Raw genomic sequence first — 26405 nt, 5'->3', positions numbered from 1 at the left:
TCGCCTGTTTTCATGGAAACAATCGTGCAGAACAATCCAAACAATTGTTTCATTGATCAACTAACCGAAACCGTCCAACGATGGGTGTGGAAGAACAAAATAAACGGGGTTGACGCCATGCAGACAGTAACGATCCAAATACGCATATTTCCAGTCAACGCATCTGTCTTGGTAGAGATGGGCCATGAGTACATTCGGGCAGTCAATGAACTAACTGCCGTGGCAGAAGCGTCTGGAACGTTTCCAAAGCTAACGTCAAAGAACGTTAACGCGAATTTGCCTTCTGCTGTTAAGAATCAACTCATTCGGGACGCCAAAAGTATCCACCAAAAAACGAAGAAGCAAATGAAGCGTCCTGTTCTCAAAAAGCGCGTGTACTACGTCAACAACCAGAATTATACGATTGGAAACGATTGTATTTCGTTCCCCGTTGTCATCGATGGAAAAGTGCAACGTCTTGTGGTTCCTGCTCTTATTGCAGATCGGGAGCGAGAAATGCTTTCTAACAGCAAGCATGGGCTTCTGCGTGTCGTGCAGAAATCGACGAAATGGTTCGTTCAAATATCCATTGAAAGACCACCAGAACAAGTTTCAGGTGATATAGCAATGGGCGTTGATCTTGGATTGAAAGTCCCTGCCGTCTGTGTCACAACAAATGGCAAGACAAAATTTCTAGGCAATGGACGCAAGAATAAATACATTCGCCGTAAGTACTATGTCAATCGCCGCAAGCTTGGAAGGCTAAAGAAGCTCTCTGCGATCCGTAAACAGCGTGGCAAAGAAAGCCGCTACATGAAAGACCAAAACCATAAAATTAGTCGCCAGATCGTGAATATGGCGATTCAAGAGAAAGTCTTGGTCATTAAACTGGAGAAGCTTGCCGACATTCGCAAAACGACAAGAACAAGTCGTAAAAACGCAAAGAATCTGCATAGTTGGTCCTTCTATCAGTTGCAAATGTTTATTGCCTACAAGGCGGCGCTTGCTGGAATCAAAGTTGAAAAAGTCGATCCAGCGTATACGTCGCAAACTTGCCCGTCTTGCGGTCAAAGAAACAAAGCAAAAGGTCGAACCTATCAATGCGGATGCGGATATACAGCACACCGAGATCGAGTCGGTGCCATCAATATTCTGCGTCAACCTGTGGCAGATGGTAACAGTCTGTCAGCCTAGGCAGCTAAATGCTCTGGTCTAGGACGGGCTATTGAACTAGCCCCAAACTTAGCAGTTGGGCAAAGCGGAAACGTATGCGCTCGTTAACTAGCTAAGAATCCCCCCTTTTCAAGGATGTGGAGGTTCAAGAATAGAGCCAAAGGTGAGAAAAAATCGTGCTACCGTTAATGAATTCCGATTTGAATTCGCAAGACCATCTTTGTCACAGAATCGAACAGCTTCGCCATCAAATGGTCAGCTTAGGCACCGCTCACGGCTTGCTTCACCCGGATGTGCAGCAATGCAGCCGCGACCTGGACCTGCTGCTTGTGCAGTACCATTTGATTCGTCGGCCGAAGCCCGCATTCTCTTCCTGCTAAGTCACTGCAACCGCCCTTGAGCATCTCGGGGAATAGGAGTATACTTGAAATAGGTAAGCAAGGATTGCATCTTGTTTGTCCTAAAGCGGGAAACATCTAGGAGGGAATTCCTTATGATTAAAATCAGTGAGTCTGCGGCAGATAAAATAAAAGAGCTTTTGGCCTCTGAGGAATCACCGAACCTGTTCTTGCGTCTAGGCGTGAAGGCCGGTGGTTGCAGCGGTTTTTCGTATGGCATGGGTTTCGACGATGACCAGAAGACATCTGATAAAGAATACAACATCCACGGCCTGAAAGTTGTTGTGGATGAAGATAGCTCGAAGTATTTGTACGGCGTCGAGATCGACTTCGAGGATAAAGGCATGGGCGGCGGCTTCACCATCAACAACCCGAATGCCGTAGCATCCTGCGGTTGCGGGCAGTCGTTCCGCACGAAGGAAGAGGATGCGGTGTTGGCGCAGCCTTGCGAGGATTGAGGGTAAGGCTGGTAAGGGATTTGGGCGTTTGTAAACCTTCTAAGTTTGTGTGTTAGTGCTGACACATTGCTTGGGAGGTTTTTTTGTGCTTAAAAAGAAAGAGCGAAGAGTGCCTGTTGGAAATCGTACAAGTGAACAAGGGTATCCACGTATAAGCTTTCAACAAGCACTCGATTTTGTAATGAGTGTCAAGCGAGCAGAGGGATTGCGTGAGCGAACACTTAAAGATTATGAAAAGCATTTTGGGTATTTCCTTAATTGGCTGACGGACAAATACCCAGAAATCGAATTTGTCGATGAACTAACATCGACCATTTTTCGACAATTGTTTACTGTTGAAGTGTGTAAATTGTATATTTATATTTGAAACTATTATGTAGGGAGGCAATATCAATGAAACTTCGAATCGAAAAATGGGTTGAGGAAACGATGCCTTTTGCGGAGTCAGACTCAGCCGATGAGTTATTTGAAGAATCTGTGCGGTGTTTTAAAATTGGAGCCTATAAGTCTGCTTTCATTATGTCATATCTTTCCTTTAAAGTTACCATAAAAGATAGAATTTTGAGTTGCAGGTATGGAAAGGAACTCCCTAACAAGAATCCAGAAAATCCATTTTTTTGGGAAATGGAGATTGTTAAGATACTAGAAAAACCCGACAAATGGGAAAATCGTGTGAATGATATTGTAGAAGCTTCATGTGCAAAATCAAAAAAAGATATTGCAATTATTCATTTTAAAGATGAGGAACAGATTAAAACTGCTTACAATCATTGGAAAGATATTAGAAATGAATGCACACATGCAAAGGGACAAACAACAATTGATAGTGCAACAGTTGAATGTTTTTGGAACTTTATGATGGATAATTTAGGGAAGTTTTATGTTCTTGGTGGTGAGGAGTATTTATTAAGGGAATTAGAAAATCTGTATAAATTTTATAGATATCCAGAGATAGTTGAACCAGAGTCAGTAAAAACTATAATGTATGATGTAAATGTAATTTGTCAGAAAAGTCCTGGGAATTTCCTCGAAACACTATTTGAAAATCTAAAGAAAACTGCAAGAGGGGATTTAGTCAATGATGAAAATTTTAAATTTTGGAAGTATATATTAGAAACGAGTCATGAAAATGTAATGGATGGCATTGTAAAAATAATTTCAAATGATGCGCAACATTTCTTTAATTTCTACAGCTACTTCCCTCAATTACTCGAAATGTCCATTTCGCTCAATTCGAAATTTATAGTGAACGAGTTATCAAATTGGCTAAAACACCCAGATTTTTTTTATGGTTCAGAAAAAACGTTCTGGGTTGCTCTGGTTGAGGTTTTAGACAGATATAGAGAACATGTTGACGTTGACAAAATTATAAATAATAGAACTATCGGATTAATTGAATATTTTGAAAAAAGTGAAAGAAATTTGCGCATACTTAACGGTAATGATGTGTTTAAAAAATATATTTTTGAAGTATCATCTTGGTTCTTTAAGACAGACGCAAGTTCACAATATAATAATTTCAGTAAGCTTCGGTCTAAAGATTCTGAAAATATTGAACTTTGCTTTAATTATTTAGAATGGGACAGCGTGTGTATAGGAAACATAAATTATGCACTCGATAGCTTAAAATCAAGTATGGCTTCAAGGTCTAATTATTACTCCGAAGAAAATGGCTATTATTATAAATCAATAATTAAACGGATAATTTGTAATAACAAAGATAAAATTTCAAATGTTCCGAATATCAATACAAGTGATTACAGTCATGTCTTTGATATTATTAACGATTGTAAAAGTGACCAGAATTAGAATAAAACATGGAAACAATTGCAAAAGCATAACAATTGGGAAGTAAGTTACATCTACAAAACGATGTAAAAGTGAAGATCTATCTAAAAAACGCCCCACCCCGAGAACACATCTTCGAGGTAAGGTGCTTTTATATATACATAAGCATGTATATAATCTTGCTTTGTATTTTGCTATCTTTATCTAACTATGTTTGCGTTCATTGATACCAAGGTATGATTTGAGAGCGTCTTGGAGAATGTGTGAATAGTTTACTTTGTGCTCAGCGGCGAGATCATCCAGCCATTGAGGGATAGTTAACGTCTTTTTTACAGACTTATTCGCCATTTCATCGCGGAACGGCGTCATCCATACTTCGATAAGTACAATGACTTGGTTTGTTGGATCCTCTAGCTGGTGCTGCAACGCTTTTGCCGGCGTTGGCGCAGGGATGGTGTCGTTATCACGTTCCATGCCGTAGAGATGCAACACTAAACATTCCTTGGACATCTGTAGGGCCTCATCGTCTGTATCGCCGCAAGTAATGGCGCCAGGTAAATCAGGAAATGTTACAGTAATTCCGTCGTCGGCATAATCAAAGAGCGCAGGGAAAATGTACCGATCTTTTGGCATTTTAATGTAGAGCCTCCTTCTGTGATTAGTGCGCATGTACTTCATTTGCCCCTTCTCCTCAACGCACAACCTCAAAACTCGTCTCCGCACTCGCATTCCCCGATCTTACCGTAATCGGCCAGCTGCCGAGCGATGTATTGCCGCCGACTTTCCAAGACCAGCTTACATTGCCGTTGCTGTCGGCTTCCTTGGTCTCAAGACCAGCAGCGGTGCTGGGACCGCTTTTATAATGAACGACGATTGATGTAGTTGCGCCGGGAGCGACTTTGGCTTTCAGTGTTGCGGTGGCATTGCGCGCCGCGGGTGAGGTGACGGAGACAATCTGGACGGCAGCCGCTTCTTCTTTTGCAGGGAGGTTCGTTGGCTTAGCTGCAGCAGGAGTAGGCGACGGGGGAGAGACGGCGGGCGTTTCCTTGGCAGCAGGCGGTGTGACAGGTGTAGGCGTAGGAGCGGGTGTTGGTGTTGCTTCACGCAAAGATGCTTGAACTGGCACCGTTGTATGGACAGCCGCTGGAGTTGGGTCCGAAGTCGGCAGAGGTGTTGCTTCTTTCGTGGCAGCAGTGCCTATCGTTGCAGCGGGTTGCGGAGCGGCGGCTTTGTCATTCTGGACAGGTGCTTGCATCGTCCCCGCAGATGAGCATGCGGATAGTATAGCTAATAGAGTAAAGCCTAGTGCCAGTTGTTTGGCTAGCTTGAAAATGTTCATATCCCGTACCCTCTCGTAAATTATACTTTACGATTTATTCTACTAAAGTGTTTAAGTAGAAAGTAGGATATAAATGGGAATTAGCCGCCGCCTTCCGTTACTAGGATGAATAAAATAGTAACTACGAACTAGATTCCGATGAGGGAGGAGGAGGGTTCCGGTATGAATACAAGACAACAATTTATCGACACGGCAACGCCGATTGCGGTTAAGCTTCGCTTGGAAGGCTCGCCGATTTTTCCGTCTGTTCGCATTGCACAGGCGCTGCTGGAGACGGGAGGAGTGCTGCATCCGTGGAACAATTTGACAGGCTACAAGGTGGGCAGCGGCACACTTACCCCTTACTGGCACGGTGATCGTGTATCCAAAACGACGTGGGAATATCTCAACGGCATCCAAATGGTGAACGTGCCAGGGGATTTTCGGGCGTATGCCAGCATTGAGGATGGTTTTCGGGATCAGGACTTGCTGTTTCAATCTGCTCGTTATGCCGCCGTACGTTCCGCTGTAACGCCTGCAGAACAGACAGCAGCGCTCCAAAACAGCGGCTATGCGACAGATCTCGCCTATGCAAGCAAGCTGAATGCGATCATCAAAGGGGGTCAATTAAGTCAATACGATGAGGAGGTCATGCGAATGCTAGATGAACTGAAGCAGCAAATCGAAGTTTTGCAGAATCGGGTTCAAGCGTTAGAGGAGCAGGATGCGCTACCGGCCATTCCGTCTTGGGCAAGAACGTCGGTGGATGCCGCGGTCAAAGCAGGGTTAATCGATACGCCGCAAAATGGAAGCTATGATTTCTACCGTTTGCTAACGGTTTTGCATCGGAAGGGAATCATTTGAAAAGACTGAAGGACGAATGGAGATGGGCCGTGATGCATCCGATTAGTAGACGATACGGCCTGTAATGACGACGTTTTCGCCGTATTTGGCTTTCATGAGGCGTGTTTGCTCGAGCATGTAATCGTAGATTTCTTTCAATCTGTTTTTGCGAGGCTGAATCGTTTCTTTGAGTTCGCCGTTAACAACAATGTCGTAGACTATCATGTTCATTTCTCCTTTACTGATGTGATAGTTCTATTCTAGCCTATGTTTATTAAGTGGTGATTAAAAATTGTTTTCGAATTTGTGAAAATCATTAAGGCACTGTTAACATTTGGGCACTTAAAAATAATGTTGTGATCATTTTTTTTTATCGGTCACTAAACTCGTTAGCTTGTGCATAAGTTTATGCACATTATCCCCCCTCATAAAATGAGAGTTTTCGGGACATATCAACAAAATGCCCACAGATTATACACACTTCGCTGTGGATAACGGAACGCTTGTTCTAAAAAATCACCCGTGCTACTATAATGTTAAATTATAGAATTTTAAGAAATAGGTGATTTAAGTGAGACAAATTAGCGATGAAACCCTGATTGATTCTTATTACAAGGCGCTTGATTTGAGATTGGAATCCGATTTCGTTGAACTATTGCTCGCGGAAATTCATAGACGGAAGCTGAAGCTGCAAGTCGTTATTAAAAATGATGAGCCGTTAAATTAATCATCTGAGCAAATCGATTGCAATGGTGAAGCTGGAATCGCAGCCGGGGCAATCCATCAGATGAAGACAAGCTGACGTCGCAGAGGCGCTTTCTTCGGAAGATACCAAGACGTTCTCGCTCTCCAGATAAGGAGAGTAGGGACCAAGCAAGTCGCTGGGCCTGCCGCAGTCGTTCATCTGAGCGGAACATCGGGGGCATTCGGTATGCAATTCCTGCATGCCATTGCAAATAGGACAAATAGATGACAAAGGGCATTCCTCCTAATCTGTCGGTTAGGTTTAGAATGCCCCGTTTTATTTCCCAGCATGAAAAATCCATGCTCCCAGCTAGTGAAAGAAAGCGGAAAAGTGGCTAAAATGCCCGATTTTTTCATGCAAAATTACACTTGATATTTAGGTATGAAAATTATATCATATCATGAGAATCGGTTTTGTACTGGCTGTGACAAATGTCAAGCTGTTTCATCATATTTCTTGTAGATTCGAGCAAACTAGGAGCAGCATACTAATTCGAAAGCGTTTGTGTAATTTTTCACAAGATAGAGAAACCATAGGACTTTGGGGAAAAATACGGATATGGAAGTGAGAGAGGCATGAGTAGAATACCAAGAATCGTCATTTTGGGTGCCGGCTACGGTGGGATCCTCGCTGCAATTCGGTTGCAGAAAGAATTGAATTACAATGAAGCTGATGTGACTTTGGTAAATAAGCACGATTATCATTACATTACCACACACCTTCATATGCCTGCGGCAGGGACGGACAATCCTGAAAATGCACGCGTGAACATTCTGAAGCTGATCGATGAATTCAAAGTGGATTTCGTAAAATCGACGGTTACACAAATCAGACCACACGAGAAGAAAGTCATTCTCGAAGACGGTACGCTTTCTTATGATTATCTCGTCGTCGGACTTGGCGGAGAATCCGAAACATTCGGCATTCCGGGTCTGAAAGAAAACGCGCTGAACATCCGCAGTATTAACAGCGTGCGTTTCATTCGCGAGCACATTGAGTATCAATTTGCGAAATACAAGCGCGAACCGGACCGCAAAGATTATTTAACCTTCGTTATCGGCGGAGCAGGATTTACAGGCATCGAGTTTATCGGCGAGTTGGCGGATCGTATTCCGGCGCTTTGCAAAGAATTCGACGTCGATCCGACGCTCGTGAAAATTTATAATATTGAAGCAGCACCAACTGCGCTCCCTGGCTTCGACCCAGAACTGGTTGAGTATGCGATGAAAGTGTTGACGGACAAAGGCATTACGTTCAAAATCGGAACAGCGATCAAGGAATGCACACCGGAAGGCGTTCTGATTGCCGGCGACGAGTTCATTAAAGCGGCGACTGTTGTATGGACAGGCGGTATCCGCGGCAACCACATGCTGGATGAAGCGGGCTTTGAGACGATGCGCGGCAGAATCAAAGTGGATGATTATCTGCGTGCACCTGGTTTTGACAACATTTATGTTGTTGGCGACTGCTCCATTGTGATGAATGCGGAAGGCAGACCGTTCCCGCCAACAGCGCAAATCGCGATGCAGCAAGGGGAAGCGGTAGCGCACAACCTGATCGCAGCCATTCGCGGTTCGGAAATGAAAACTTTTAAATTCTCCAATAAAGGTACGGTAGCTTCTCTTGGAAAAGGTCAAGCGATCGGTATCGTCGGTTCCCGCAAGCTGAAAGGCAATGTTGCAGCGGTGATGAAGAAGGTCGTCGACATGCGCTACCTGTACATTATCGGCGGCATTCCGCTCGTGATTCGCAAAGGGCGCTTCTAGATTAGCTCGTTAATGGAGGGATCGCCATGCGGCACTGCAGTGTCCAGGTAAGAGGACTTCTTACACGGGAAGAATTGGAACGTTACAATGCGTTGATCGAGGTTGGACATTTTTTGGAAAGTGCGAAGCGTTACGATCACGTAGCGGTTGTGCAAAAGGAAATCGACATTCTCATTCTTCCGGCGATCGAAAGATTGAAGGAGAAGAGTCGTCAGCGCGACAGAGAAACGGAAGAGTACTTGGCGCGCAAAGCGCAAATGGAAGCGGAACTAGCCGCGGCCTTGCGCGACGACGATGAGGACGAGTAAACGAGAGTTCAGTTAAGCGGCTTCTGGGCGATAGCTCGGGGGTCGCTTTTTTAGGATGATTATCGCCAGCCGGACTTGTCTACACTAAAAAAGAGCAAAGGAATCGCTTCCTCTGCTCTAATTATGCTAAATTTGGATGAAAGAATTGAATTTATCCGGGGACAGGATGTTACCGACGTAGAAGTCGCCGAATTCGCCATAGCGTGCGCTGACTTCGTCAAACCGCATTTCGTAGACAAGCTTCTTGAATTGCAGCGGGTCGTCGGAGAAGAGCGTAACGCCCCATTCCCAATCGTCTAGACCGACGGAGCCGGTAATGATTTGTTTCACTTTGCCTGCATAGGAACGGCCGATCATGCCGTGGCTGCGCATCATGTTCTTGCGGTCCTCGCTAGGCAGCATGTACCAGTTGTCGCCACCGTCGCGCTTCTTGTTCATCGGATAGAAGCAGATGTGCTTCGCTTTTGGAAGCGTCGGCTTCAAGCGGGCGATAATGTCGGGATCTTGCATCGGATCTGTGCCCGGTTTCGCGAGGTAAGCGCTCAATTCCACGACAGACACGTAGGAGTACACAGGGATCGTGTATGCGGCAAAGCTCGATTTGTTGAACGCGTTCTCCAGTTCATTGAGGTCTTCCAGCGTTTCGCGCAGGTGCATAAAGACGAAGTCGGCTTTTTGCCCTACGATGCTATAGACGGCGGTGCTGCCGAGTTTATCGTTTTCAAACTGCTGCCAGTCGGTCAGAAATGTATTTAGCTCGTCCACTGCAAGCTTGCGCTCTTGCGGCGTTGCGGCATGCCATGCGTTCCAGTCCATCAGGCGGAAGTCATGGAGCGCATACCAGCCTTCCAGTGTTTGTACGGCTTCACTCATCGGTTATTCCTCCATTCAAGGGTTCATGATCCCCTACATTGTATCCAATTGATGGAGAAAGGGCAAATGAACAAAAGGTGAAACCGGAATTGTTCAATTTGTGTACACTTTACGGGCAACTTCCAGTCGATTAAAATATAGGTAGCAAAAAGTACGAGCTGTAACTCAATAAGGGGGAAGAATGACGTGCTGCAAATGATTATTGCCACCGTCCTGATGATGGTGTTATTTTTTGGCATCGGTTTTATTCTGAATATGCTTATGAAAACAACGTGGTTCCCGCTCTACGCGTTTATTGCCCTAATCATCGGATTGGTGATTTACGGTATGACAGGGTCCTCGTCTTTTATGTCCGACAGCACAAGCTTTACGATTGTCGACATTATTCCGGCGATCGGCGGCCTCGTTGGGGCGGTGCTGAGCGGCTCGGCGATCAAAGCGCTGCGAATTCGCGGCTTCAAAATGTTTTAAGTTGGATGAAAGCCCAAACATCGGGTCAGCCTAAGAGCAAGGAATCACTTGATCTGAGGAGGGCCCGATGTTGTCATATGTAGATGTAAACGGAACGAAGCTGCATGTTGAAATTACCGGACCGGCGGACGGAGAGCCGATTGTGTTCATCCCGCCCCCGCTGCTGACGTTGGAAACGTTTCGCTATCAAAAAGAGGGATTGAGCGACCGCTTTCGCGTCATCACGTTCGACGTCAGGGGCCATGGCGAGAGCGATTGCACGTCGCAGCCCTTGACCTATGCACTGATCGCGCAGGACATCACGGAGCTGCTGGACGCCCTTGGCATCGAGCAGGCTTATCTATGCGGATACTCCACGGGAGGCTCCGTCGTGCTGGAGGCGCTGCTGACCTACTCGAGCCGCTTTCTTGGCGGGATCGTCGTAAGCGGCATGTCGCAGCTGACGGACCGCTATAACCGCATGCGGGTGCAGCTGGCTCTGCGGTTGGCGAAGCCAAGCGGCTGGATGAAGCTGCTCACCGGCGCGATCACGTACGGGAACAGTGACAAGCCTGCGACGTACCAGCTGCTCAGCCGGAGAGCATCGGAAGATGCGACGGCGAACGTGCGGTCCTATTTTGAACAGAGTCTGCTGTATAACTGTACGGATCGGCTTTCGTTCATCCAGCAGCCGATGCTGCTGATCTACGGACAGGAAGACCCGGTCTTCTATCAATACGGGGAGCTGCTGAATGAGAAGCTGCCGAGGAGCTCGCTCTATTACCTCAAGGGGGCGAAGCACCCGATTCCGCTGCAAAGCCCGGACAAAATGAACGAGCTGATCCGCTTGTGGATTCCAAGCCTGGCAGATCAGGAGACTGCACGTACAAAGCTGGATTTGGCCATCGCGCAGCAGATGAACCCGGCCATGTACGGCGAGCCTGCGCCCCCGGCGGAACTTTCCTCCCTCTACGCGCATGAATAAATGAAGCGTACACCAAGATTTCATGAAGGGCCTAACCGCGCCGGACATGGAATCTTTTTCATTTTCAGCAGCAGGTAAAAATTATCTTCCTCTCGCGCATTCCAAGCTTGTCGATTTTTGTGGTAGACTAATAGAAGAGAATCGAAGCGTTTGTCGGATGCGTGCACCCGCGACTTTCGATTGAGCAGAGGCAGGATGGTGCTGGAACGATAATGAGAATGACGAATATGCTGCATTTTACGGAAAACCACAGGTTTAGCGTCTCCCGTGAGTTTTCTTTGAGTTCGCTTGATTATAAAATGCTGGCCACGATGTACCAGCCGATGATTGGCGGCCTCGCGGTTTCGTTCTACCAAGTACTCTATCAGCAGCTCAGCGCGGAAAAGATAGGTTTCTCGCCGCTGGAGCAGCAGCGAAGGCTGTTCTTGCTGCTCGATTTGGAGCAGAACGAACGGGGGCGCAAGTATTTGATCGAGATGTCCTCGAAGCTGGAGGCGATCGGCTTATTGCAGACGACCCGGAAGTTCCTGCCGGAGGAAGAGGATTACGTGTTCGTGTACACGCTGTTTCCGCCGCTGTCGCCGAACGAATTTTTCAGGAATCAGCATTTAACGCTGCTGCTGCGGGATAAGGTCGGGAAGTTCACACTGCTGTCCCTGCGGGAGGAGCTGCTGATGCCGGAGCCGGAGGAATGCCGGGGGGCGAGCGAGGAGAATTTGTCGGTGCCGTTCTATGAGCTGTTCCGCTTGAACACGCAGGTGGTGGACTACGAGTTGGAGCAGGCGCTTTATGAAGCGTCGGCCAGCAAGCAGGGCGAGCCCAAGCTGGATGTGACGACGAAGGGCTTCCAGTATGCGGATATTATTATGCGTTTTCCGCGGGGTTCCGGGAATCGCGTCTTCGTGGAAGCACTCAAGCATAAGCCGGACCAGCTCGCGGCAATCAACATTGTGGCGAAGAAATATAACTTGAGCTTGCAGGAAACGTGCCGCTTGCTTGATGAAGACGGCGTGTTTACAGAGGAAGGCGAGCTGCACATGGATCTCCTGCAGTACAACGCGAACCTGTTCTATCGGCAGACGAAGAAGCGGGACGAAGAGCGGGAGCGGTCGTCAGCCCGAACGGAGGGGCAGGAGGCGGAGCCGTCCGAAGAGAAATCCGTGGAAATGGCTTACTATTTGGAAGTGCCGCTGCAGCTGCGGGGCGAATGTACGGACCATCAATACAATTACATTTTGCGGAATGAGCCGTATACGGTTGTGCTGAAAATGTTTTTCACGCAGGGTTCGATCCCGGACGGTGTGCTGAACATTTTCGAGAAAATCGATTTGAACTACAAGCTGAGCGAAGAAGTCATTAACGTACTTATTCATTTTTTACATATCGACCGCCGTTCTTGGGCGAAATCGTCGATCGAAGCTGTCGCTTCAGATATGCTGGGCAAGCAGATTCAAACGTATGAGCAAGCCGTGGACTACGTCCGCGAGAAAATGAGCTTCAGGCAAAAGGCTGCCTCCAAAGTCGAGGAAGCCAAGTCCAGCGGCGGCGCGGCGACGCGCGGCCGGCAAGGGAAGACGCAGAAGCCGCGGATTCCGATGGTGACGCAGAATGCCGATACGGCGGCTGCGACCCGGTTGACCGCGGAGGAGTTGGAAGCGGCGCGGCGCATGGCGCAGAAGCTGGACGAGCGGCTCAACCGCAAAGGCTAGGGCGTGTCTGAATGCTCCGAGGGCCGCAGATAGGAAACGGGAGGTGCGGGAGGTATGGAATCTTTATCGCAAATTTTGAAGTCGCTGCCGGATACGGAATGGAAGCGCAAGGCAGAGGCGAAAATTCAAGGCGTGTTGGCCGACCCGCTGGTCGGCAAGTTCCGCGAGAAGTATCCGTTCGTCGATGATTATACGATCCGTATCAATATGAACAAGCTGTACCAGCATGTGACGGAGTTCAAGACGTGCTCGAACTGCCCGGGGCTGGACAACTGCCCGAACGATATGACGGGGCATTATACGATACTGCTCGCGGAGCAGACCAAAGACCACGTGTTTGTTCACGAGGAGAAGGTCGCCTGCAAAAAGTTTCTCGCCAAGCAGCAGCAGGACGCGATCTCCAGCCGGATTCGCACGTTCCATGTCGATCCGCGGATTGTTTCGCGGAGCTTCTCGTTCGGCGACATTCTGGAAACCGATCTTGACCGGGCGAAGGCTGTCATGCAGATTAATGACTATGTCGGCAAGACGATCGAAGAGGGACTGCAGCCGCGCGGCCTGTATTTGACGGGGACGTTCGGTACGGGCAAAACGTTCCTCATGGGCTATATGCTGCATCAGCTCGCCAAGGTTGGCATGACCGGGGCGATCGTGTATATGCCGGATTTTGCGGAGGATCTGAAGGGGATGTTCTCCGAGCCGTCCAAGTTGAAGGAGACGATCGATCTCCTCAAAGAAACCGACCTGCTCGTGTTCGACGACATCGGCGCGGAGAACTTGAACCCGTGGCTGCGAGACCATGTCATTGGCGCCATTGTGAACCACCGGATGAACCGCAAGCCGACATTCTTTACGTCCAACTATGCGCTGGACGATCTGGAGAAGCATTTCTCGTTCACGAATAAGGACGGAGACGAGGAGTTTAAAGGGCAGCGGATTATGGACCGAATCCGTCCGTTTGTGGAAGTCGTGCACGTGACGGGTACGAACAAGCGGGGGAAATAAGGCCGCGGCGTCAGCCGGGCATCAAAAAAGCCGTACAAACGCCGAGGCGTTTGTACGGCTTTTTGCCATACGTCTTACTTACTCGCTACTTCAATGATGGTCGCAATGATCGCGATGACGAACAAAATTCCAAAGAATACGCCAAAGCCCATGCCGACATCCATGAGATCGTTGCGCGGCTCTTCATACACGTGAAGCTCAGGGTGTTTAGGATCGCTCATGTGAAATACCCCCTACGTTGGACATTCTTAATGTAAGCCTAGTATACCCAACTTCGCCGAAAGTTGTAAAGCAAATCAAAAGTGACAATTATGCAAACACTACAGGAGAAGCTGAAAAAAGGCGAAATACTTCTTGACTCTGACATTAGTGTCATGGTTTACAATAGAGTTATCCTTACTTGATCAAGGAAAAGGAAAAAAGAAGGTGAAGCCCTTGCGCATAAGTGAGTTGTCCAAACTTACCGGTGCCAGCATCCGCTCTCTCCGCTACTATGAATCCAAGGGACTCATTGCCACGCAGCGTGAAGAGAACGGCTACCGGGTCTACAATCAGATGGTCGTGGAACGCGTCAAGACGATCCAATTTTACTTGAGTCTGGGGTTTACGACAGAGCAAATCGAGGGATTTTTAAACTGTGTGATGAAGAACCAGGAATCGCAGTGCGATGACTTGCTGCCACTCTACACGGAGAAGCTGCAAGAGATCGAGAAGCAAATTGACATGTTGCAAATGCTGCAAGCCAATTTGAAGGACCGGATTGCGTATATTGAAGCGCAGCGAAGTCAAGGCCTTCCGGTCAGTCTGCCTCCTGGCATCGCCACGCCAATAGCTGAGCCTGCTGCTAACTAATGGTTCGGTTGAAAACTCCCTTGTCTGTGGTATACTTTCAACTATAAATTACATTTACATTTAGGAGGAGGAACTATCATGGCAATCGTGAATGTTTCTGACAGCAGCTTTAAAGCGGAAGTTGAAAGCGAAGGTACAGTACTTGTAGACTTCTGGGCACCTTGGTGCGGACCTTGCAAAATGATCGCTCCTGTTCTTGAAGAGCTTGATAAAGAGCTTGACGCTTTGAAAATCGCAAAAGTGAACGTGGATGACAATCCGGAATCCGCTGCTCGCTTCGGCGTAATGAGTATTCCAACGCTGATCGTGTTCAAAGACGGTCAACCGGTGGACAAAGTTGTGGGCTTCCAATCCAAAGACGCGCTGAAAAACGTTGTTTCCCGCCACCAATAATCGACGCGGATTAGAAACAATTGTTCGTGAAAAAAAGCTCTTTTTCTGCTATGCTGAAAAAGAGCTTTTTTCTATGGGGAAAGGAGGCGCCGCCTCGAATGTCGGAGAGCGTCGAGTTTGTTGAAGATGCGGAGAGCCGCGAGCGAAGTCTGGAACTGATCAAGCATAAGCTTTCGCTTTTGCCTGATAAGCCCGGCTGTTATTTGATGAAAAATCATCAGGGCACGATTATTTACGTTGGTAAAGCAAAGGTATTGAAGAACCGCGTGCGTTCCTATTTTACAGGGAGCCACAGCGCCAAGACGCAGAAATTAGTCAGCGAAATCCGCGACTTTGAATATATTATCACCTCCTCGAACGTGGAAGCGCTCATTCTGGAGTGCAACTTGATCAAGCAGCACCATCCGCGCTACAACGTGCTCTTGAAGGATGATAAGACATTTCCGTATATCAAAATCACGCACGAAGCGCAGCCGCGTCTGGAAGTCACGCGGCGGGTATTTAAAGATAAGGGCAAGTACTTCGGCCCTTATCCGAATGCGTTTGCGGCCCAGCAGACGAAGAAGCTGCTGGACCGGTTGTATCCGCTGCGCAAGTGCAAGACCATGCCCGATAAAGTATGCCTATACTATCATATGGGGCAGTGTTTGGCGCCTTGCGCGCTGGATGTATCCGCCGAGACGAACGAGCGGATGGTGCAGGAGATCACCCGTTTTCTGAACGGGGGACACGAAGCCATTAAAGAGGATCTGACAGTCAAGATGCTGGCAGCTTCCGAGGAACTGAATTTTGAGCGCGCGAAGGAGCTGCGCGATCAAATCCTGAGCATCGACGCGCTGATGGAGAAGCAGAAGATCACGACGTCGGACGCGCTGGACCGCGATGTGTTTGGCTACGCGGTCGACAAAGGCTGGATGGCCGTACATATCCAGTATATGCGCAAGGGCAAGCTCATCGAGCGGCACGTGTCGCTCTTTCCGTATTACGGTGATGAGTACAACGACTTCATCACCTATGTGACCCAAGTGTACAGCGATAACCCGGCGCTGCCGAAGGAGATTTTCCTGCCGCAGATGCCCGCGGCGGCGGCAGACGCTCAGACCGCCGAGCCTGCGCAGCCGGCCGACGCAGATACCAGCGTGCCGCGCGGCGAAGCGACAGAAGAACGGGAGATCCGCGAAGCGCTCGAAGACTGGCTGAAGGTTAAAGTCCATATTCCGCAGCGCGGACTTAAGAAGCAGATGGTCGATATGGCGAAGGACAACGCCCGCAACGCGCTGGATGAGAAATTCCTCCTGCTCGAGCGGGATGAGAGCCGGACGTCGAAGGCGGTCGAGAACTTGGGCGAATGGCTCGGTCTTGGCAAAGTGCAGCGGATTGAAGCGTTCGATAACTCCAATATTCAAGGGACGAACCCGGTATCCGCCATGGTTGTATTCGTGAATGGACGTCCGGACAAGAAGGAGTACCGGAAGTTCAAGGTGAAAACCGTCGTCGGTCCCGATGACTACGAGACGATGCGCGAGGTCATCCGCCGCCGATACGAGCGGGTGCTCAAGGAAAATCTCACGATGCCGGACCTGATCGTCGTCGACGGCGGCAAGGGCCAAATCTCCGCTGCGGTCGACGTGCTGGAGAATGAGCTTGGCCTATATATTCCCGTCTGCGGCCTCGTCAAGGACGACAAGCATAAGACCGCTCAGCTCATGATGGGCGATCCGGCGGAGATTGTGCCCCTGAAGCGGGACAGCCAGGAGTTTTATTTGCTGCAGCGCATTCAGGATGAGGTGCATCGCTTCGCGATTACGTTCCATCGCGAAACGCGCGCGAAGTCGATGGTCGTGTCGCAGCTCGACGCGATCCCGGGCATTGGCGAGAAGAGGCGCAAGGCGCTGCTGAAGCATTTTGGCTCGGTGCGCAAAATGAAAGAGGCCGAAGTCGCGGACTTCAAGCCTCTCGGTATCGGTGAAAAATTAGCGGGCGATATTCTTAAAGCCCTTCAAGGCGAGGCGGCTCCCCACGAGTGAGGGGGGGACGCCTTTTTGCATGCAGCCAGGCCAGTCCCCAGCCGACCAGTCCGGGCAGCGCGATGTACAACAGTCCGATCATCCAATCGAACGTCCCACCCAGCGAGAAGAGCGACAAGCCCATGAGAATGCTGTCCATGCAGGCATGTGCGAACAGTGCGGTGATGAAGCCGTATTTCAGGAAGACGTAGCCTAGAATAATGCCGATGATGGTGACTTCAATGAGCCGTGTATAAACCGGATAGATCGGATACTGCGTATGGCTCGCCGCCCAAATGACGCTCGGCAGCAGGACGGCGATGAAGTTTGAGCGGAAAAGTTTTTTGAATAAGACGACGCCCAGGAGGCGATAGGTCGCTTCTTCGGAAATCGCCGCCACCCAGGCCATTGTTGGGAATAGCTGCGGTTTCACCATGTTGAGTACGGAATCTGTCGGATCGTTGACTGACCATACATCGAAGCGCAACTCTCCGGCATAGAAGAGTACCTGTTGGATGCCGAGAATGAACAGGGCGAGCAAGTAGCCGCGTCCCATGCCGTAGAAGACATCGCGGCCAAATGCTCCTTCTTTCCAAAATGGCCATTTGGGCTGCTCTTTCAGCCGCCACAGGCCTTCCCCTGCAACAAGGGCGAGGTAGAGGGAGATGCCCATCAGGACGGTGATGATGTTCATGATGATGATGGACGCCCAGGCCGCGAGGTTAGGGTCCATGTCGCCGCTGACGGATCGAAACGCCGGATACATGTTGAAGTTGTTGCCGATGTAGATGAGCAAATAGATCGCTGTCAGCAGCAGTCCGCGCGAGAAACGCATCGCCTTGCGGTAACGAATGACGTAGAAGATCGCCGCCAGCGTCATGATCAGCGAGAAGCCGAGCGAAATCCACGTCATCCGGCTGGCGGAGGCATCTTGCTTTTCCAGCCAGGCCGTGTAGGAGACGGGCAGGGAGAAACCGGCTATGTAACCAATGAGCTCTGTCCCGTCAAAATCGAACTGCAGCTGCAGCTTGGCCTCTCCGAGCGGCTGCGACTGCTTCTCGTAATAGCGCGTCGTCTGCCCAGCCACTCGATCCTCGGTGCCTGCGCGCTCTACCGGCGTGAAGTCAGCAGGGTCAAGCCCTTGCTGCCGCATCTCCACTTTGGCGAGCGTGTCCGCTTTGCCGGCGTTCATCGGGGCTTCGCCGGTTGAACCGGACAGCTCGCGCCAGCCGATGACGGCGCTGTTCATGTAATTGATGTCGACGATGAAGTTACGCCCGGTCGAGTCCTCTTTGGCGCTGACCTCGTAATAGTCGATCGGGTAGCGTTCATTGTAGGCGCTCAGGTAGGCGACGATGAGACCCTCTTTTTGCAAGTAGCCGCTGCGCTCTTTCTTCGATTGATAGACGACGTAAGTATCGGCTTGATGGACGCGGTAACGATCCTTCAGGAAGGCGAGCGCGCTGTCTGCGGCCTGCCCTTTGGTAATCGCCGGGGTGTCCGGCAGCTCAGGCTCGGTTTCCCGGCCGTATAGAAAAGAGATTGCGCTGTACAAGAGAAGGCCTATTACGGATAGCGTAAGAAGAAAACGATTGAGACGAATGGAGGGCATGGCGGCTTCCTTTCTTTAAGCTTGGACTGGTAAAGAGATCTAAACAATTATATAATACCTATATTTGTATGGCTTGCCGAGTTTCTGCTCCGAAACTGGTTCCACTGGTTGCGGATCAGGAATCCGCAATTATGTATATGCCGGGGTGAGTGAATGAAGAATAAATTTAGCATGTGGCAGTTGACACCTCCGCAAATTCTAGTGATCGGCTTCGGATTGATCATTCTGATCGGTTCTTGCCTCTTATCGTTGCCTCTGGCTTCGGCTACAGGGGAGTCGATTGGCTATTTGGATGCTTTTTTTACATCCGTCTCCGCAACTTGCGTAACTGGTCTTGTCGTGGTGGATACAGGCAGCGCGTACACGGTGTTTGGCCAGGTCGTTATTGCCGTTCTGATACAAATCGGCGGTCTTGGGTTTATGACGATGGCGACCATTTTTGCTTTTGCCATTCGGAAGAAGATTACGCTAAGAGAACGGCTGCTGCTTCAGGAAGCGTTCAATCAAGGCAGTATGGAAGGGATCGTCCGTTTGATCCGTAAGGTTATCCTCTACTCCTTGACGATTGAGGCGGTCGGAGCGCTCTTTTTCACGGTACGCTGGAGCTTTGATTTAGGTTTCCCCAAGGCGCTGTATTTTGGTATCTGGCATGCAATTTCCATGTTCAACAATGCGGGTTTTGATCTCTTTGGAACCGTAGATGCACCATTTGTCTCATTCACAGGATATGTTAACGATGTTGTAGTCAACGTTGTGGCTGTTGCGCTCATTACGTTCGGGGGCATCGGCTTCATTGTGATTTCCGATCTCATCGACTACCGCGACAAAAGGAAGTTGTCCCTGCATTCGAAAGTCGTGCTGTCGATGAGCGCGATCCTGCTTGTAGCGGGTACCTTGGTTATTTTCATTTTTGAATTTACCAATACGCGCACGTTGGGGTCACTGAATTTTGGAGGGAAAATGCTTTCTGCCTTTTTCCAATCGGCCGCAACGAGAACCGCAGGACCGAATACCGTTGATATCGGTGCGCTCCGGCAGGCGACGCAGTTCGTCATGATTGTTTTGATGTTTATCGGGGCTTCGCCGGGATCGACCGCAGGCGGGATTAAAACAACAACGTTTGCTATCTTGTTAAGTGCTATTATTACGATGATCCGGGGAAAAGAGGACATTGTTATTTTTCGCTACCGGCTCGCACAGGATCGGATTTTGAAAGCTATTACGTTAGCGATGCTGGCTTTATTTTTAGTTATTGCCGTAACGATGATTTTGACCACAACCGAGGACACTCCGTTTTTGAAAATACTGTTTGAAGTGACGTCCGCGTTCGGGACAGTCGGATTAACGACCGGCATTACCCCGGATCTTTCCATTGTCGGAAAGCTCATGATTTGCCTTACGATGTTTGTGGGGCGTTTGGGCATGATTACGCTAGCCTATGCCTTGCAGCCAAAGAGGGATAAGGAGCTGTACCGATATCCGGAAGGGAAAATTACCATTGGGTAGTGAATGAGAGCAAGCGCCTTAAGGGCGGCTTGCTCTTTTGCCGCTTAATGCGGCTTGGTGAAGTAATTCAGCGCCTGCTGCACGAAACGCATCGATTCCTGGTGGTCGGCAGCCTGGTCGGAGTATATGATGGAGGTGGTGCGCTTCGTCTGCTCAAGTTCGGTCAGCTGTCGGAGAACCAGATCATTGTTGCGGATCAGATCCTCGCGGAGATATGATTTGGGCAGGAGCGTCGCTGTTTTGCAGGTGGAGACGAGCCGCATGATCGCCTCGAAGGAATCGATTTCCATTTGCACATTTGGGAAAATGGTGAACCGATTGAACATTTCATCCATCAAGATGCGGTACCAGGTTCCTTTTGAGAACAGGATCATCGGCAGTTCATTGAGGTCGCTCATGGTGATGCCGGACTTTTGGACGAGCGAATGGCCGGAAGGCAGTACGAGACACAAGTGGTCGTCAAAAAGCGGCTCGCAGTGCAGGCTTGTCGCGTTGATGAGAGAGGCGACGATGCCGATGTCGACCTTGTTGTCTTTAACCATCGTGACGACTTCGTGCGTTTTGCCGGTGAGCAGCTTAATTTCTGTTAACGGATAGTTCTGCAAATAGTCGTTGATCAGGTCCGGCGTTGTGGATTGCAGCGTCGTCAGAGAGGCGCCGATCGTAATGGAGGTGTGGCTGCCCGCAGATTTGTAAAGCTGAATCGCCTGCTTAAACTTGCGTTCTAGATGACGAATCTCCAGCGCATGATCGTAGCACAGCTCGCCGGCTTTCGTCAGCTCGAGTCGCTTGCCTTTGCGAATAAAGAGCTCTACGCCGAGTTCTTCCTCCAGCTTCATGATTTTACGGGAGAGTGCAGGCTGTGAAAGATTGAGGATTTGCGATGCCTTGTTCAAGCTTACTTGTTCGACAACAACTGCGAAAACATCTAACAGTTCCAAGAGGGTCACCTCATTAATTATGCATTCATGTTATAAGTAGATATAAAAAATCAGCACTTCCATTATAAGCGTGAAAGAGGTACGATGTACATGTCACAATTTAGCTATATTTATTTGTACAAATGGGAATAATCATCTACTGAATCGGCAAATAGCCGTGGATGATTATGGGTTGACGCTCGTTTGCGGCGAGAGTACAATGATATGTGGCTTATTGTCAGAACTTGTCGGAAGACGGTTTTTATTTGAATTTTGTTGAGGGGGGAATGGGTTACATTATGAGTAATTCGTATTACTTTCGAAAGATCCACTCGCTGTTAGGCGTCATTCCGGTGGGCTTCTTCCTTATTGAGCACTTGCTCACTAACTATGAAGCTACGAAGGGCCCTGCGGCCTTTGTGGATCAAATCAATTGGCTGAACGGATTGCCGCTCGTGCTCGTGTTAGAAATCGTGGGCATCTGGCTGCCGCTTCTTTATCATGCCGTTTACGGCCTGTATGTAGCGTATCAAGCGCGCAACAACGTAACGAACTTCGGTTATTTCCGTAACCAAATGTTCTTCTTACAGCGTGTGACAGGCGTCTTGACGTTCCTGTTCGTCGCATGGCACTTGTTCGAGACAAGACTGCAAGTCGCGCTGGGTAATGTCGCGCATGAGGACTTGGGTCAGACGATGCACGATATTGCAACGAATCCGGTGCTCTTCGTGGTTTACCTCGTCGGTATTTTATCCGCAACGTTCCACTTCTGCAATGGACTTTGGTCTTTCCTCGTCAGCTGGGGGATTACGATCGGGCCTCGCGCTCAACGTTATTCCACGTATGTTACGATGCTGATGTTCGTCGTCATGTCCATCATGTTTATTATGTCGCTGACGGCATTTACGGATGCGCAATTCCAGCTACCGGCAGAAGCGGTTACGGGGAAATAAGGGAGGGTGAACTGAAGTGGCTAATTCGAAAATTATCGTTGTCGGCGGAGGCCTTGCGGGACTCATGTCGACGATTAAAGCAGCGGAAGCCGGAGTTCATGTGCAATTGTTCTCCTTGGTTCCTGTGAAGCGTTCCCACTCTGTCTGTGCGCAAGGCGGCATTAACGGTGCGGTGAATACAAAAGGTGAAGGCGACTCCACGTGGGAGCACTTTGACGATACAGTTTATGGCGGAGACTTCCTGGCGAACCAACCGCCGGTTAAAGCGTTGTGTGACGCAGCTCCCGGCATCATTCACTTGATGGACCGGATGGGCGTCATGTTCAACCGTACGCCGGAGGGCTTGCTTGACTTCCGTCGTTTCGGGGGGACGAAATACCACCGTACGGCATTTGCCGGCGCAACGACAGGCCAACAGTTGCTGTACGCGCTCGATGAGCAAGTCCGTCGCTGGGAAACAGCGGGTCTCGTAACGAAATTCGAACACTGGGAGTTCCTGGGTTCGGTGATTGACGAAGCCGGCGTATGCCGCGGTATCGCTGCGCAAGATTTGCGCTCCATGGAAATTCAAACGTTCCCTGCGGACGCGGTGATCCTGGCGACAGGCGGTCCTGGCATTATTTTCGGGAAAACGACGAACTCCGTTATTAACACAGGTACGGCTGCGAGCGCGGTGTACCAACAAGGCGTGAAATACGCGAACGGCGAAATGATTCAAATTCACCCGACGGCAATTCCGGGCGACGACAAGCTGCGCTTGATGTCCGAGTCTGCGCGCGGTGAAGGCGGTCGTATTTGGACCTACAAAGACGGCAAACCTTGGTACTTCCTCGAAGAAAAATACCCAGCTTACGGGAACCTGGTTCCTCGGGACATCGCGACGCGCGAGATTTTCTCCGTGTGCGTGGACCAAAAGCTCGGCATCAACGGCGAGAACATGGTTTACCTTGATCTTTCCCATAAAGACCCGAAAGAGCTGGATATCAAGCTCGGCGGCATTATGGAGATCTACGAGAAATTCATGGGCGACGATCCGCGCAAAATTCCGATGCGTATTTTCCCGGCGGTTCACTACTCCATGGGCGGTATGTGGGTCGATTACAACATGATGACGAATGTTCCAGGGCTGTTCGCAGCGGGCGAGTGTGAGTACCAGCATCACGGTGCCAACCGTCTCGGCGCGAACTCTCTCGTATCTGCGATTTATGACGGCATGGTGGCCGGGCCTAAAGCGGTTGAATATATCCGCGGCTTATCCAAACATGCAGAAGATACGTCTTCGATCATCTTCGATCGCGAGAAGAAACGTCATCTGGATCGTTACGAGAGCCTGCTCAAAATGAACAGCGGTACAGAGAATGCGTACCAACTGCACAAAGAGCTCGGCGATTTGATGAATACGAACATGACTGTTGTTCGTTACAACGATCGTTTGGAAGCGACGATTAACACAATCAAAGATCTGAAAGAGCGCTACAACAATATTAACATCACGGATACTGCGCGCTGGAACAACCAAGGCGTGGCGTTTACCCGCCAGCTGTGGAACATGTTCGAGCTTGCCGAGGCGATGACGCTTGGCGCCCTGCTGCGTAATGAAAGCCGCGGCGCGCACTACAAGCCGGACTTCCCAGAGCGTGATGACGACAACTTCATGAAAACGACGATTGCGGATTGGACGCCTGAAGGGCCGAAAATCTCGTACGAAGACATCGACGTTTCGTTGATTAAGCCGCGTAAACGCGACTACTCCACGGATAAGAAAAAAGGAGGCGCTTGATCATGGCTGAGACACAATCTGCACAAAAAACCGTGAAGTTTATTGTGACTCGTCAAGAGAGTCCTGATTCGAAACCGTACACGGAAGAGTTCGAGGTTCCTTACCGCCCGAATATGAACGTGATTTCCGGGCTCATGGAAGTTCAGCGGAATCCGAAGAATGCGAAAGGCGACAAAACGACGCCGGTATGTTGGGAATCCAACTGCCTTGAGGAAGTCTGCGGCGCCTGTTCCATGGTCATTAACGGCAAACCGCGTCAAGCTTGCTCCGCGCTGATCGACAAGCTGGAACAGCCAGTGCGTATCGCGCCGATGAGCACGTTCCCGGTTATGCGCGACTTGGTCATCGACCGCGGCCGCATGTTCAACGCTTTGAAAAAGGTCAAAGCGTGGGTACCAATCGACGGTACGTACGATCTCGGTCCTGGTCCGCGTATGGCGGAGTCGAAGCGTCAATGGGCTTACGAGCTGTCCAAATGTATGACTTGCGGTGTATGTCTTGAGGCTTGTCCGAACGTGAACGATAAGAACTCCTTCATCGGACCGTCCGCGCTGTCTCAAGTTCGCTTGTTCAATGCGCACCCAACGGGTGAAATGCACAAAGACGAGCGTCTGGATGCATTGATGTCCGACGGCGGCATCGAGGGCTGCGGTAACTCGCAGAACTGCGTGCGCTCCTGTCCGAAAGGCATTCCGCTCACAACGTCGATCGCGGCGCTCAATGCCGATACGACGAAGCATTTGTTCAAAAAATGGTTGGGCGTGTAATTCAAAGCGCACAGCCTGTATACACAACCAAAGTCCGGTTTCCTGCGTTAGGCAGGGGGCCGGGCTTTTTCTTTTGCCATTTGACGATGAGGTCATGTCCCCGCTACAATGAAATGTAGCTGATGAACAGCAGGAATGAACGGGATTGAGGTATGGCATGAAAAGAGAGAAACCACCAACGATTGTCGATGTTGCTGCGGAGGCCGGTGTTTCCATTGCAACCGTATCGAATGTGATCAACCGCCGAAAGGTGCCGATGTCGCCGGAGACGGTTCGCCGAGTCGAAGAGGCTATCGCGCGTCTGGGCTATCGCCGCAACGTGATGGCGACGAATTTGAGCCGCCGCCGGTCGCATGAGCTCGGCCTGATTTTGCCGCATTTCGGCGGCTATTACGGCCGATTTGCCGAGAAGCTGGAGCAAAAGGTGCATGGCTATGGCTATCATTTGTCTGTTTTTTCGGCGGCGGGGATGGATCCTGAGATTGAGCAGCGCCACCTAGAGCATTTGCTGCAGCGGCGCGTGGACGGCCTCGTCTCGCACGGGCTTGCGATGAGCATTCCGTCGACGATGCAGCTTGCCGGTGAAGGGACGCCGCTTGTCATTTTCAATGGCTGGAATTGGCCGGGTGATGTGGTCAAGTGGGCTGTGAATCTGGATTTTGCCGGAGCTTCCAGGGAAGCTGCCGGTTATCTGCTTGCGCGTGGCTGCCGCACGGTCGTATATGCTGGCCGCCGTCATGGCATGGGCGCCAATGAGCAGCGGATCGCGGGCTTTCTCGCCGGCGTGGCTGAGCATGGGACGGAGGTCGCTCACGCGCTGTTGGATGCGGGCGAGCTAGGCGTGGCGGGTGTGCTGGAGGCGGCCCTATCGGTTGGCGGTTCAGCGCCCTCTGGACCGGTCGGGATCTACACCTTCAATGATGCGCTTGCGCTGGAACTGCTGGCGGAATGTCACGAACGGGGCATCCGCGTGCCGGATGAGGTGCAGCTGATCGGGATGGACAATGAGCCGTTCGCCAAGGCGGCTTTTCCATCGCTGACGTCGTTTGAGATGCCGGTCGATTTACAGACGAGCCTGGTCGCTGCTTTTCTCATCAAGCAGTTGGGGGAGGAATTGGACGAGGCTGACGAGGCGCTGCTGGAGCAGTATTTGGCGCAAACGGTGGGCCATGAGCTGCTGATTCCCATGGCGATGGTTGTGCGGAAATCGACAAAAGGGGGGCGGGGCGATGACGGAGCAGGAGGTTTTGCTGAGCTTTGAGCTATTGATGAAGCAATATGTCGAGGAACTGGATGGTGTGAGTTTCGAGCAATTGCTTCGTAAACCGAGTGAAGACGAGTGGTCGCTGGGCCAAATGTACTTGCATCTGATCCAGACGTCTATGAATTCGCAGTTGCGGAAAGCGGAACTTTGTCTCCAGGCAACGGAGGTATCGGTAGGTGCCGGAGAAAAAACGGAAGCGGGAAGAGAGGCGTTCGAACAAGGAGGATTCCCGCCCGTACGCATTCATGTTCCTCCCTCACCGGGGTTTACACCTCTGCAACCGGAGAGCAAGGAGCAGCTTGTCCAAGGCATGCAGGCCGTCCTGCAGCGGATGACGGACATCGCTCCCCGGATTGCGTTAAGCGGACCGGAACACACTGAAGCGCATCCTCGTTTCGGCCAGCTTAACGCTGGAGAATGGTTCCGGCTTGTCGAGATGCATTATCGTCACCATCTGATGCAGAAGGATCGGTTGCAAAAGTTTCTTGTCAGCGGTTAGTACACAAGCGGCAGATTTTGGCGTGGCGAGCCGGCCATCCGAGGCTGCCGCTTTT

29 protein-coding genes are annotated in these 26405 nt (G+C 50.1%); 22 read left to right on the top strand and 7 right to left on the bottom strand.

The window, feature by feature from the left end:
- Positions 1 to 117: 117 nt before the first annotated feature.
- From ABE504_RS18860 to ABE504_RS18840, 5 genes are all read left to right on the top strand, one after another.
- Complete coding sequence (locus ABE504_RS18860; RefSeq protein ID WP_430091525.1) at positions 118 to 1173, top strand: RNA-guided endonuclease InsQ/TnpB family protein; 1056 nt, start codon at positions 118 to 120, stop codon at positions 1171 to 1173.
- Between the two features lie 155 nt (positions 1174 to 1328).
- Positions 1329 to 1532, top strand: coding sequence for a Spo0E family sporulation regulatory protein-aspartic acid phosphatase (locus tag ABE504_RS18855; protein ID WP_430091523.1), 204 nt, complete (start codon positions 1329 to 1331; stop codon positions 1530 to 1532).
- Positions 1533 to 1645: 113 nt separating this feature from the next.
- Positions 1646 to 2008 carry a HesB/IscA family protein gene (locus ABE504_RS18850; RefSeq protein ID WP_430091521.1) on the top strand — a complete coding sequence of 121 codons (363 nt, stop codon included), beginning with the start codon at positions 1646 to 1648 and terminating at the stop codon, positions 2006 to 2008.
- 85 nt (positions 2009 to 2093) lie between these two features.
- Positions 2094 to 2375 (top strand): hypothetical protein, encoded by a 282-nt coding sequence (locus ABE504_RS18845; protein WP_430091519.1) that lies wholly within the window; start codon positions 2094 to 2096, stop codon positions 2373 to 2375.
- Between the two features lie 26 nt (positions 2376 to 2401).
- Positions 2402 to 3817, top strand: coding sequence for a hypothetical protein (locus tag ABE504_RS18840; protein WP_430091517.1), 1416 nt, complete (start codon positions 2402 to 2404; stop codon positions 3815 to 3817).
- 183 nt (positions 3818 to 4000) lie between these two features.
- Here the strand turns inward: ABE504_RS18840 and ABE504_RS18835 are convergent, their stop codons facing one another.
- Complete coding sequence (locus ABE504_RS18835) at positions 4001 to 4474, bottom strand: type II toxin-antitoxin system HicB family antitoxin (protein WP_430091515.1); 474 nt, start codon at positions 4472 to 4474, stop codon at positions 4001 to 4003.
- 13 nt (positions 4475 to 4487) lie between these two features.
- Positions 4488 to 5135, bottom strand: a complete 648-nt coding sequence (locus ABE504_RS18830) for a hypothetical protein (protein ID WP_430091513.1) — start codon at positions 5133 to 5135, stop codon at positions 4488 to 4490.
- A 162-nt stretch (positions 5136 to 5297) separates the two neighbouring features.
- On the opposite strand from ABE504_RS18830, the gene ABE504_RS18825 reads away from it, so the two are divergent.
- Positions 5298 to 5978: a glycoside hydrolase family 73 protein gene (locus ABE504_RS18825; protein WP_430091511.1), complete on the top strand. Its 681-nt coding sequence runs from the start codon at positions 5298 to 5300 to the stop codon at positions 5976 to 5978.
- Positions 5979 to 6020: 42 nt separating this feature from the next.
- Here ABE504_RS18825 and ABE504_RS18820 read toward each other — a convergent pair whose 3' ends face one another.
- Positions 6021 to 6182, bottom strand: coding sequence for a mechanosensitive ion channel protein MscL (locus ABE504_RS18820; RefSeq protein WP_430091509.1), 162 nt, complete (start codon positions 6180 to 6182; stop codon positions 6021 to 6023).
- A 346-nt stretch (positions 6183 to 6528) separates the two neighbouring features.
- Here ABE504_RS18820 and ABE504_RS18815 point away from each other — a divergent pair, with 346 nt between their 5' ends.
- The 3 genes from ABE504_RS18815 to ABE504_RS18805 all read left to right on the top strand — a co-directional run bounded on the left by ABE504_RS18815 (position 6529) and on the right by ABE504_RS18805 (position 8776).
- On the top strand, positions 6529 to 6684 hold the full coding sequence (locus tag ABE504_RS18815; protein WP_126142035.1) for a sporulation histidine kinase inhibitor Sda: 156 nt from the start codon (positions 6529 to 6531) through the stop codon (positions 6682 to 6684).
- Between the two features lie 593 nt (positions 6685 to 7277).
- The gene (locus ABE504_RS18810) at positions 7278 to 8468 is read left to right on the top strand and encodes an NAD(P)/FAD-dependent oxidoreductase (protein ID WP_430091507.1); all 1191 of its coding nucleotides are present in this window, start codon (positions 7278 to 7280) and stop codon (positions 8466 to 8468) included.
- Positions 8469 to 8494: 26 nt separating this feature from the next.
- Complete coding sequence (locus ABE504_RS18805) at positions 8495 to 8776, top strand: hypothetical protein (protein ID WP_126142033.1); 282 nt, start codon at positions 8495 to 8497, stop codon at positions 8774 to 8776.
- Positions 8777 to 8902: 126 nt separating this feature from the next.
- Here ABE504_RS18805 and hemQ read toward each other — a convergent pair whose 3' ends face one another.
- Positions 8903 to 9649 carry a hydrogen peroxide-dependent heme synthase gene (hemQ, locus tag ABE504_RS18800; RefSeq protein WP_430091505.1) on the bottom strand — a complete coding sequence of 249 codons (747 nt, stop codon included), beginning with the start codon at positions 9647 to 9649 and terminating at the stop codon, positions 8903 to 8905.
- A gap of 186 nt (positions 9650 to 9835) precedes the next feature.
- On the opposite strand from hemQ, the gene ABE504_RS18795 reads away from it, so the two are divergent.
- The 4 genes from ABE504_RS18795 (at position 9836) to dnaI (ending at position 13798) form a co-directional block, all read left to right on the top strand.
- A complete protein-coding gene (locus ABE504_RS18795; RefSeq protein ID WP_430091504.1) occupies positions 9836 to 10120 on the top strand; it encodes a YuiB family protein in 285 nt (94 codons plus the stop codon).
- A gap of 67 nt (positions 10121 to 10187) precedes the next feature.
- A complete protein-coding gene (locus tag ABE504_RS18790) occupies positions 10188 to 11084 on the top strand; it encodes an alpha/beta fold hydrolase (RefSeq protein WP_430091502.1) in 897 nt (298 codons plus the stop codon).
- A 212-nt stretch (positions 11085 to 11296) separates the two neighbouring features.
- Positions 11297 to 12793, top strand: a complete 1497-nt coding sequence (locus tag ABE504_RS18785) for a helicase DnaB (RefSeq protein ID WP_430091501.1) — start codon at positions 11297 to 11299, stop codon at positions 12791 to 12793.
- 54 nt (positions 12794 to 12847) lie between these two features.
- Positions 12848 to 13798, top strand: a complete 951-nt coding sequence (dnaI, locus tag ABE504_RS18780) for a primosomal protein DnaI (protein ID WP_430091499.1) — start codon at positions 12848 to 12850, stop codon at positions 13796 to 13798.
- Positions 13799 to 13872: 74 nt separating this feature from the next.
- On the opposite strand, the gene ABE504_RS18775 is transcribed toward dnaI, so the two are convergent.
- Positions 13873 to 14019, bottom strand: coding sequence for a YqzM family protein (locus ABE504_RS18775; protein WP_430091497.1), 147 nt, complete (start codon positions 14017 to 14019; stop codon positions 13873 to 13875).
- Between the two features lie 214 nt (positions 14020 to 14233).
- Here ABE504_RS18775 and ABE504_RS18770 point away from each other — a divergent pair, with 214 nt between their 5' ends.
- The 3 genes from ABE504_RS18770 to uvrC all read left to right on the top strand — a co-directional run bounded on the left by ABE504_RS18770 (position 14234) and on the right by uvrC (position 17070).
- Positions 14234 to 14650, top strand: coding sequence for a MerR family transcriptional regulator (locus ABE504_RS18770; RefSeq protein WP_430091495.1), 417 nt, complete (start codon positions 14234 to 14236; stop codon positions 14648 to 14650).
- 78 nt (positions 14651 to 14728) lie between these two features.
- On the top strand, positions 14729 to 15043 hold the full coding sequence (gene trxA, locus ABE504_RS18765; RefSeq protein ID WP_430091493.1) for a thioredoxin: 315 nt from the start codon (positions 14729 to 14731) through the stop codon (positions 15041 to 15043).
- A 98-nt stretch (positions 15044 to 15141) separates the two neighbouring features.
- A complete protein-coding gene (gene uvrC, locus ABE504_RS18760; protein WP_430091492.1) occupies positions 15142 to 17070 on the top strand; it encodes an excinuclease ABC subunit UvrC in 1929 nt (642 codons plus the stop codon).
- Here the strand turns inward: uvrC and ABE504_RS18755 are convergent.
- A complete protein-coding gene (locus tag ABE504_RS18755; protein ID WP_430091490.1) occupies positions 17033 to 18661 on the bottom strand; it encodes a CPBP family intramembrane glutamic endopeptidase in 1629 nt (542 codons plus the stop codon). The genes uvrC and ABE504_RS18755 overlap by 38 nt on opposite strands.
- A gap of 153 nt (positions 18662 to 18814) precedes the next feature.
- On the opposite strand from ABE504_RS18755, the gene ABE504_RS18750 reads away from it, so the two are divergent.
- The gene (locus tag ABE504_RS18750; RefSeq protein WP_430091489.1) at positions 18815 to 20167 is read left to right on the top strand and encodes a TrkH family potassium uptake protein; all 1353 of its coding nucleotides are present in this window, start codon (positions 18815 to 18817) and stop codon (positions 20165 to 20167) included.
- 44 nt (positions 20168 to 20211) lie between these two features.
- On the opposite strand, the gene ABE504_RS18745 is transcribed toward ABE504_RS18750, so the two are convergent.
- Positions 20212 to 21108, bottom strand: a complete 897-nt coding sequence (locus ABE504_RS18745) for a LysR family transcriptional regulator (protein WP_430091487.1) — start codon at positions 21106 to 21108, stop codon at positions 20212 to 20214.
- A gap of 275 nt (positions 21109 to 21383) precedes the next feature.
- Here ABE504_RS18745 and ABE504_RS18740 point away from each other — a divergent pair, with 275 nt between their 5' ends.
- The 5 genes from ABE504_RS18740 (at position 21384) to ABE504_RS18720 (ending at position 26350) form a co-directional block, all read left to right on the top strand.
- Positions 21384 to 22040, top strand: coding sequence for a succinate dehydrogenase cytochrome b558 subunit (locus tag ABE504_RS18740; RefSeq protein WP_430091678.1), 657 nt, complete (start codon positions 21384 to 21386; stop codon positions 22038 to 22040).
- A gap of 16 nt (positions 22041 to 22056) precedes the next feature.
- Positions 22057 to 23820: a succinate dehydrogenase flavoprotein subunit gene (gene sdhA, locus ABE504_RS18735; RefSeq protein WP_430091486.1), complete on the top strand. Its 1764-nt coding sequence runs from the start codon at positions 22057 to 22059 to the stop codon at positions 23818 to 23820.
- A 2-nt stretch (positions 23821 to 23822) separates the two neighbouring features.
- Positions 23823 to 24587, top strand: coding sequence for a succinate dehydrogenase iron-sulfur subunit (gene sdhB, locus ABE504_RS18730; RefSeq protein WP_430091484.1), 765 nt, complete (start codon positions 23823 to 23825; stop codon positions 24585 to 24587).
- A 157-nt stretch (positions 24588 to 24744) separates the two neighbouring features.
- Positions 24745 to 25848, top strand: a complete 1104-nt coding sequence (locus ABE504_RS18725; RefSeq protein ID WP_430091483.1) for a LacI family DNA-binding transcriptional regulator — start codon at positions 24745 to 24747, stop codon at positions 25846 to 25848.
- Complete coding sequence (locus ABE504_RS18720) at positions 25817 to 26350, top strand: DinB family protein (RefSeq protein ID WP_430091481.1); 534 nt, start codon at positions 25817 to 25819, stop codon at positions 26348 to 26350. The genes ABE504_RS18725 and ABE504_RS18720 overlap by 32 nt, the downstream gene beginning before the upstream one ends.
- Positions 26351 to 26405 lie beyond the last annotated feature (55 nt).

Source organism: Paenibacillus oryzisoli, from assembly GCF_050467285.1.
Taxonomy (GTDB): Bacteria; Bacillota; Bacilli; order Paenibacillales; family NBRC-103111; genus Paenibacillus_E; species Paenibacillus_E oryzisoli_A.
This window is presented reverse-complemented; position numbering and strand designations above follow the sequence as displayed.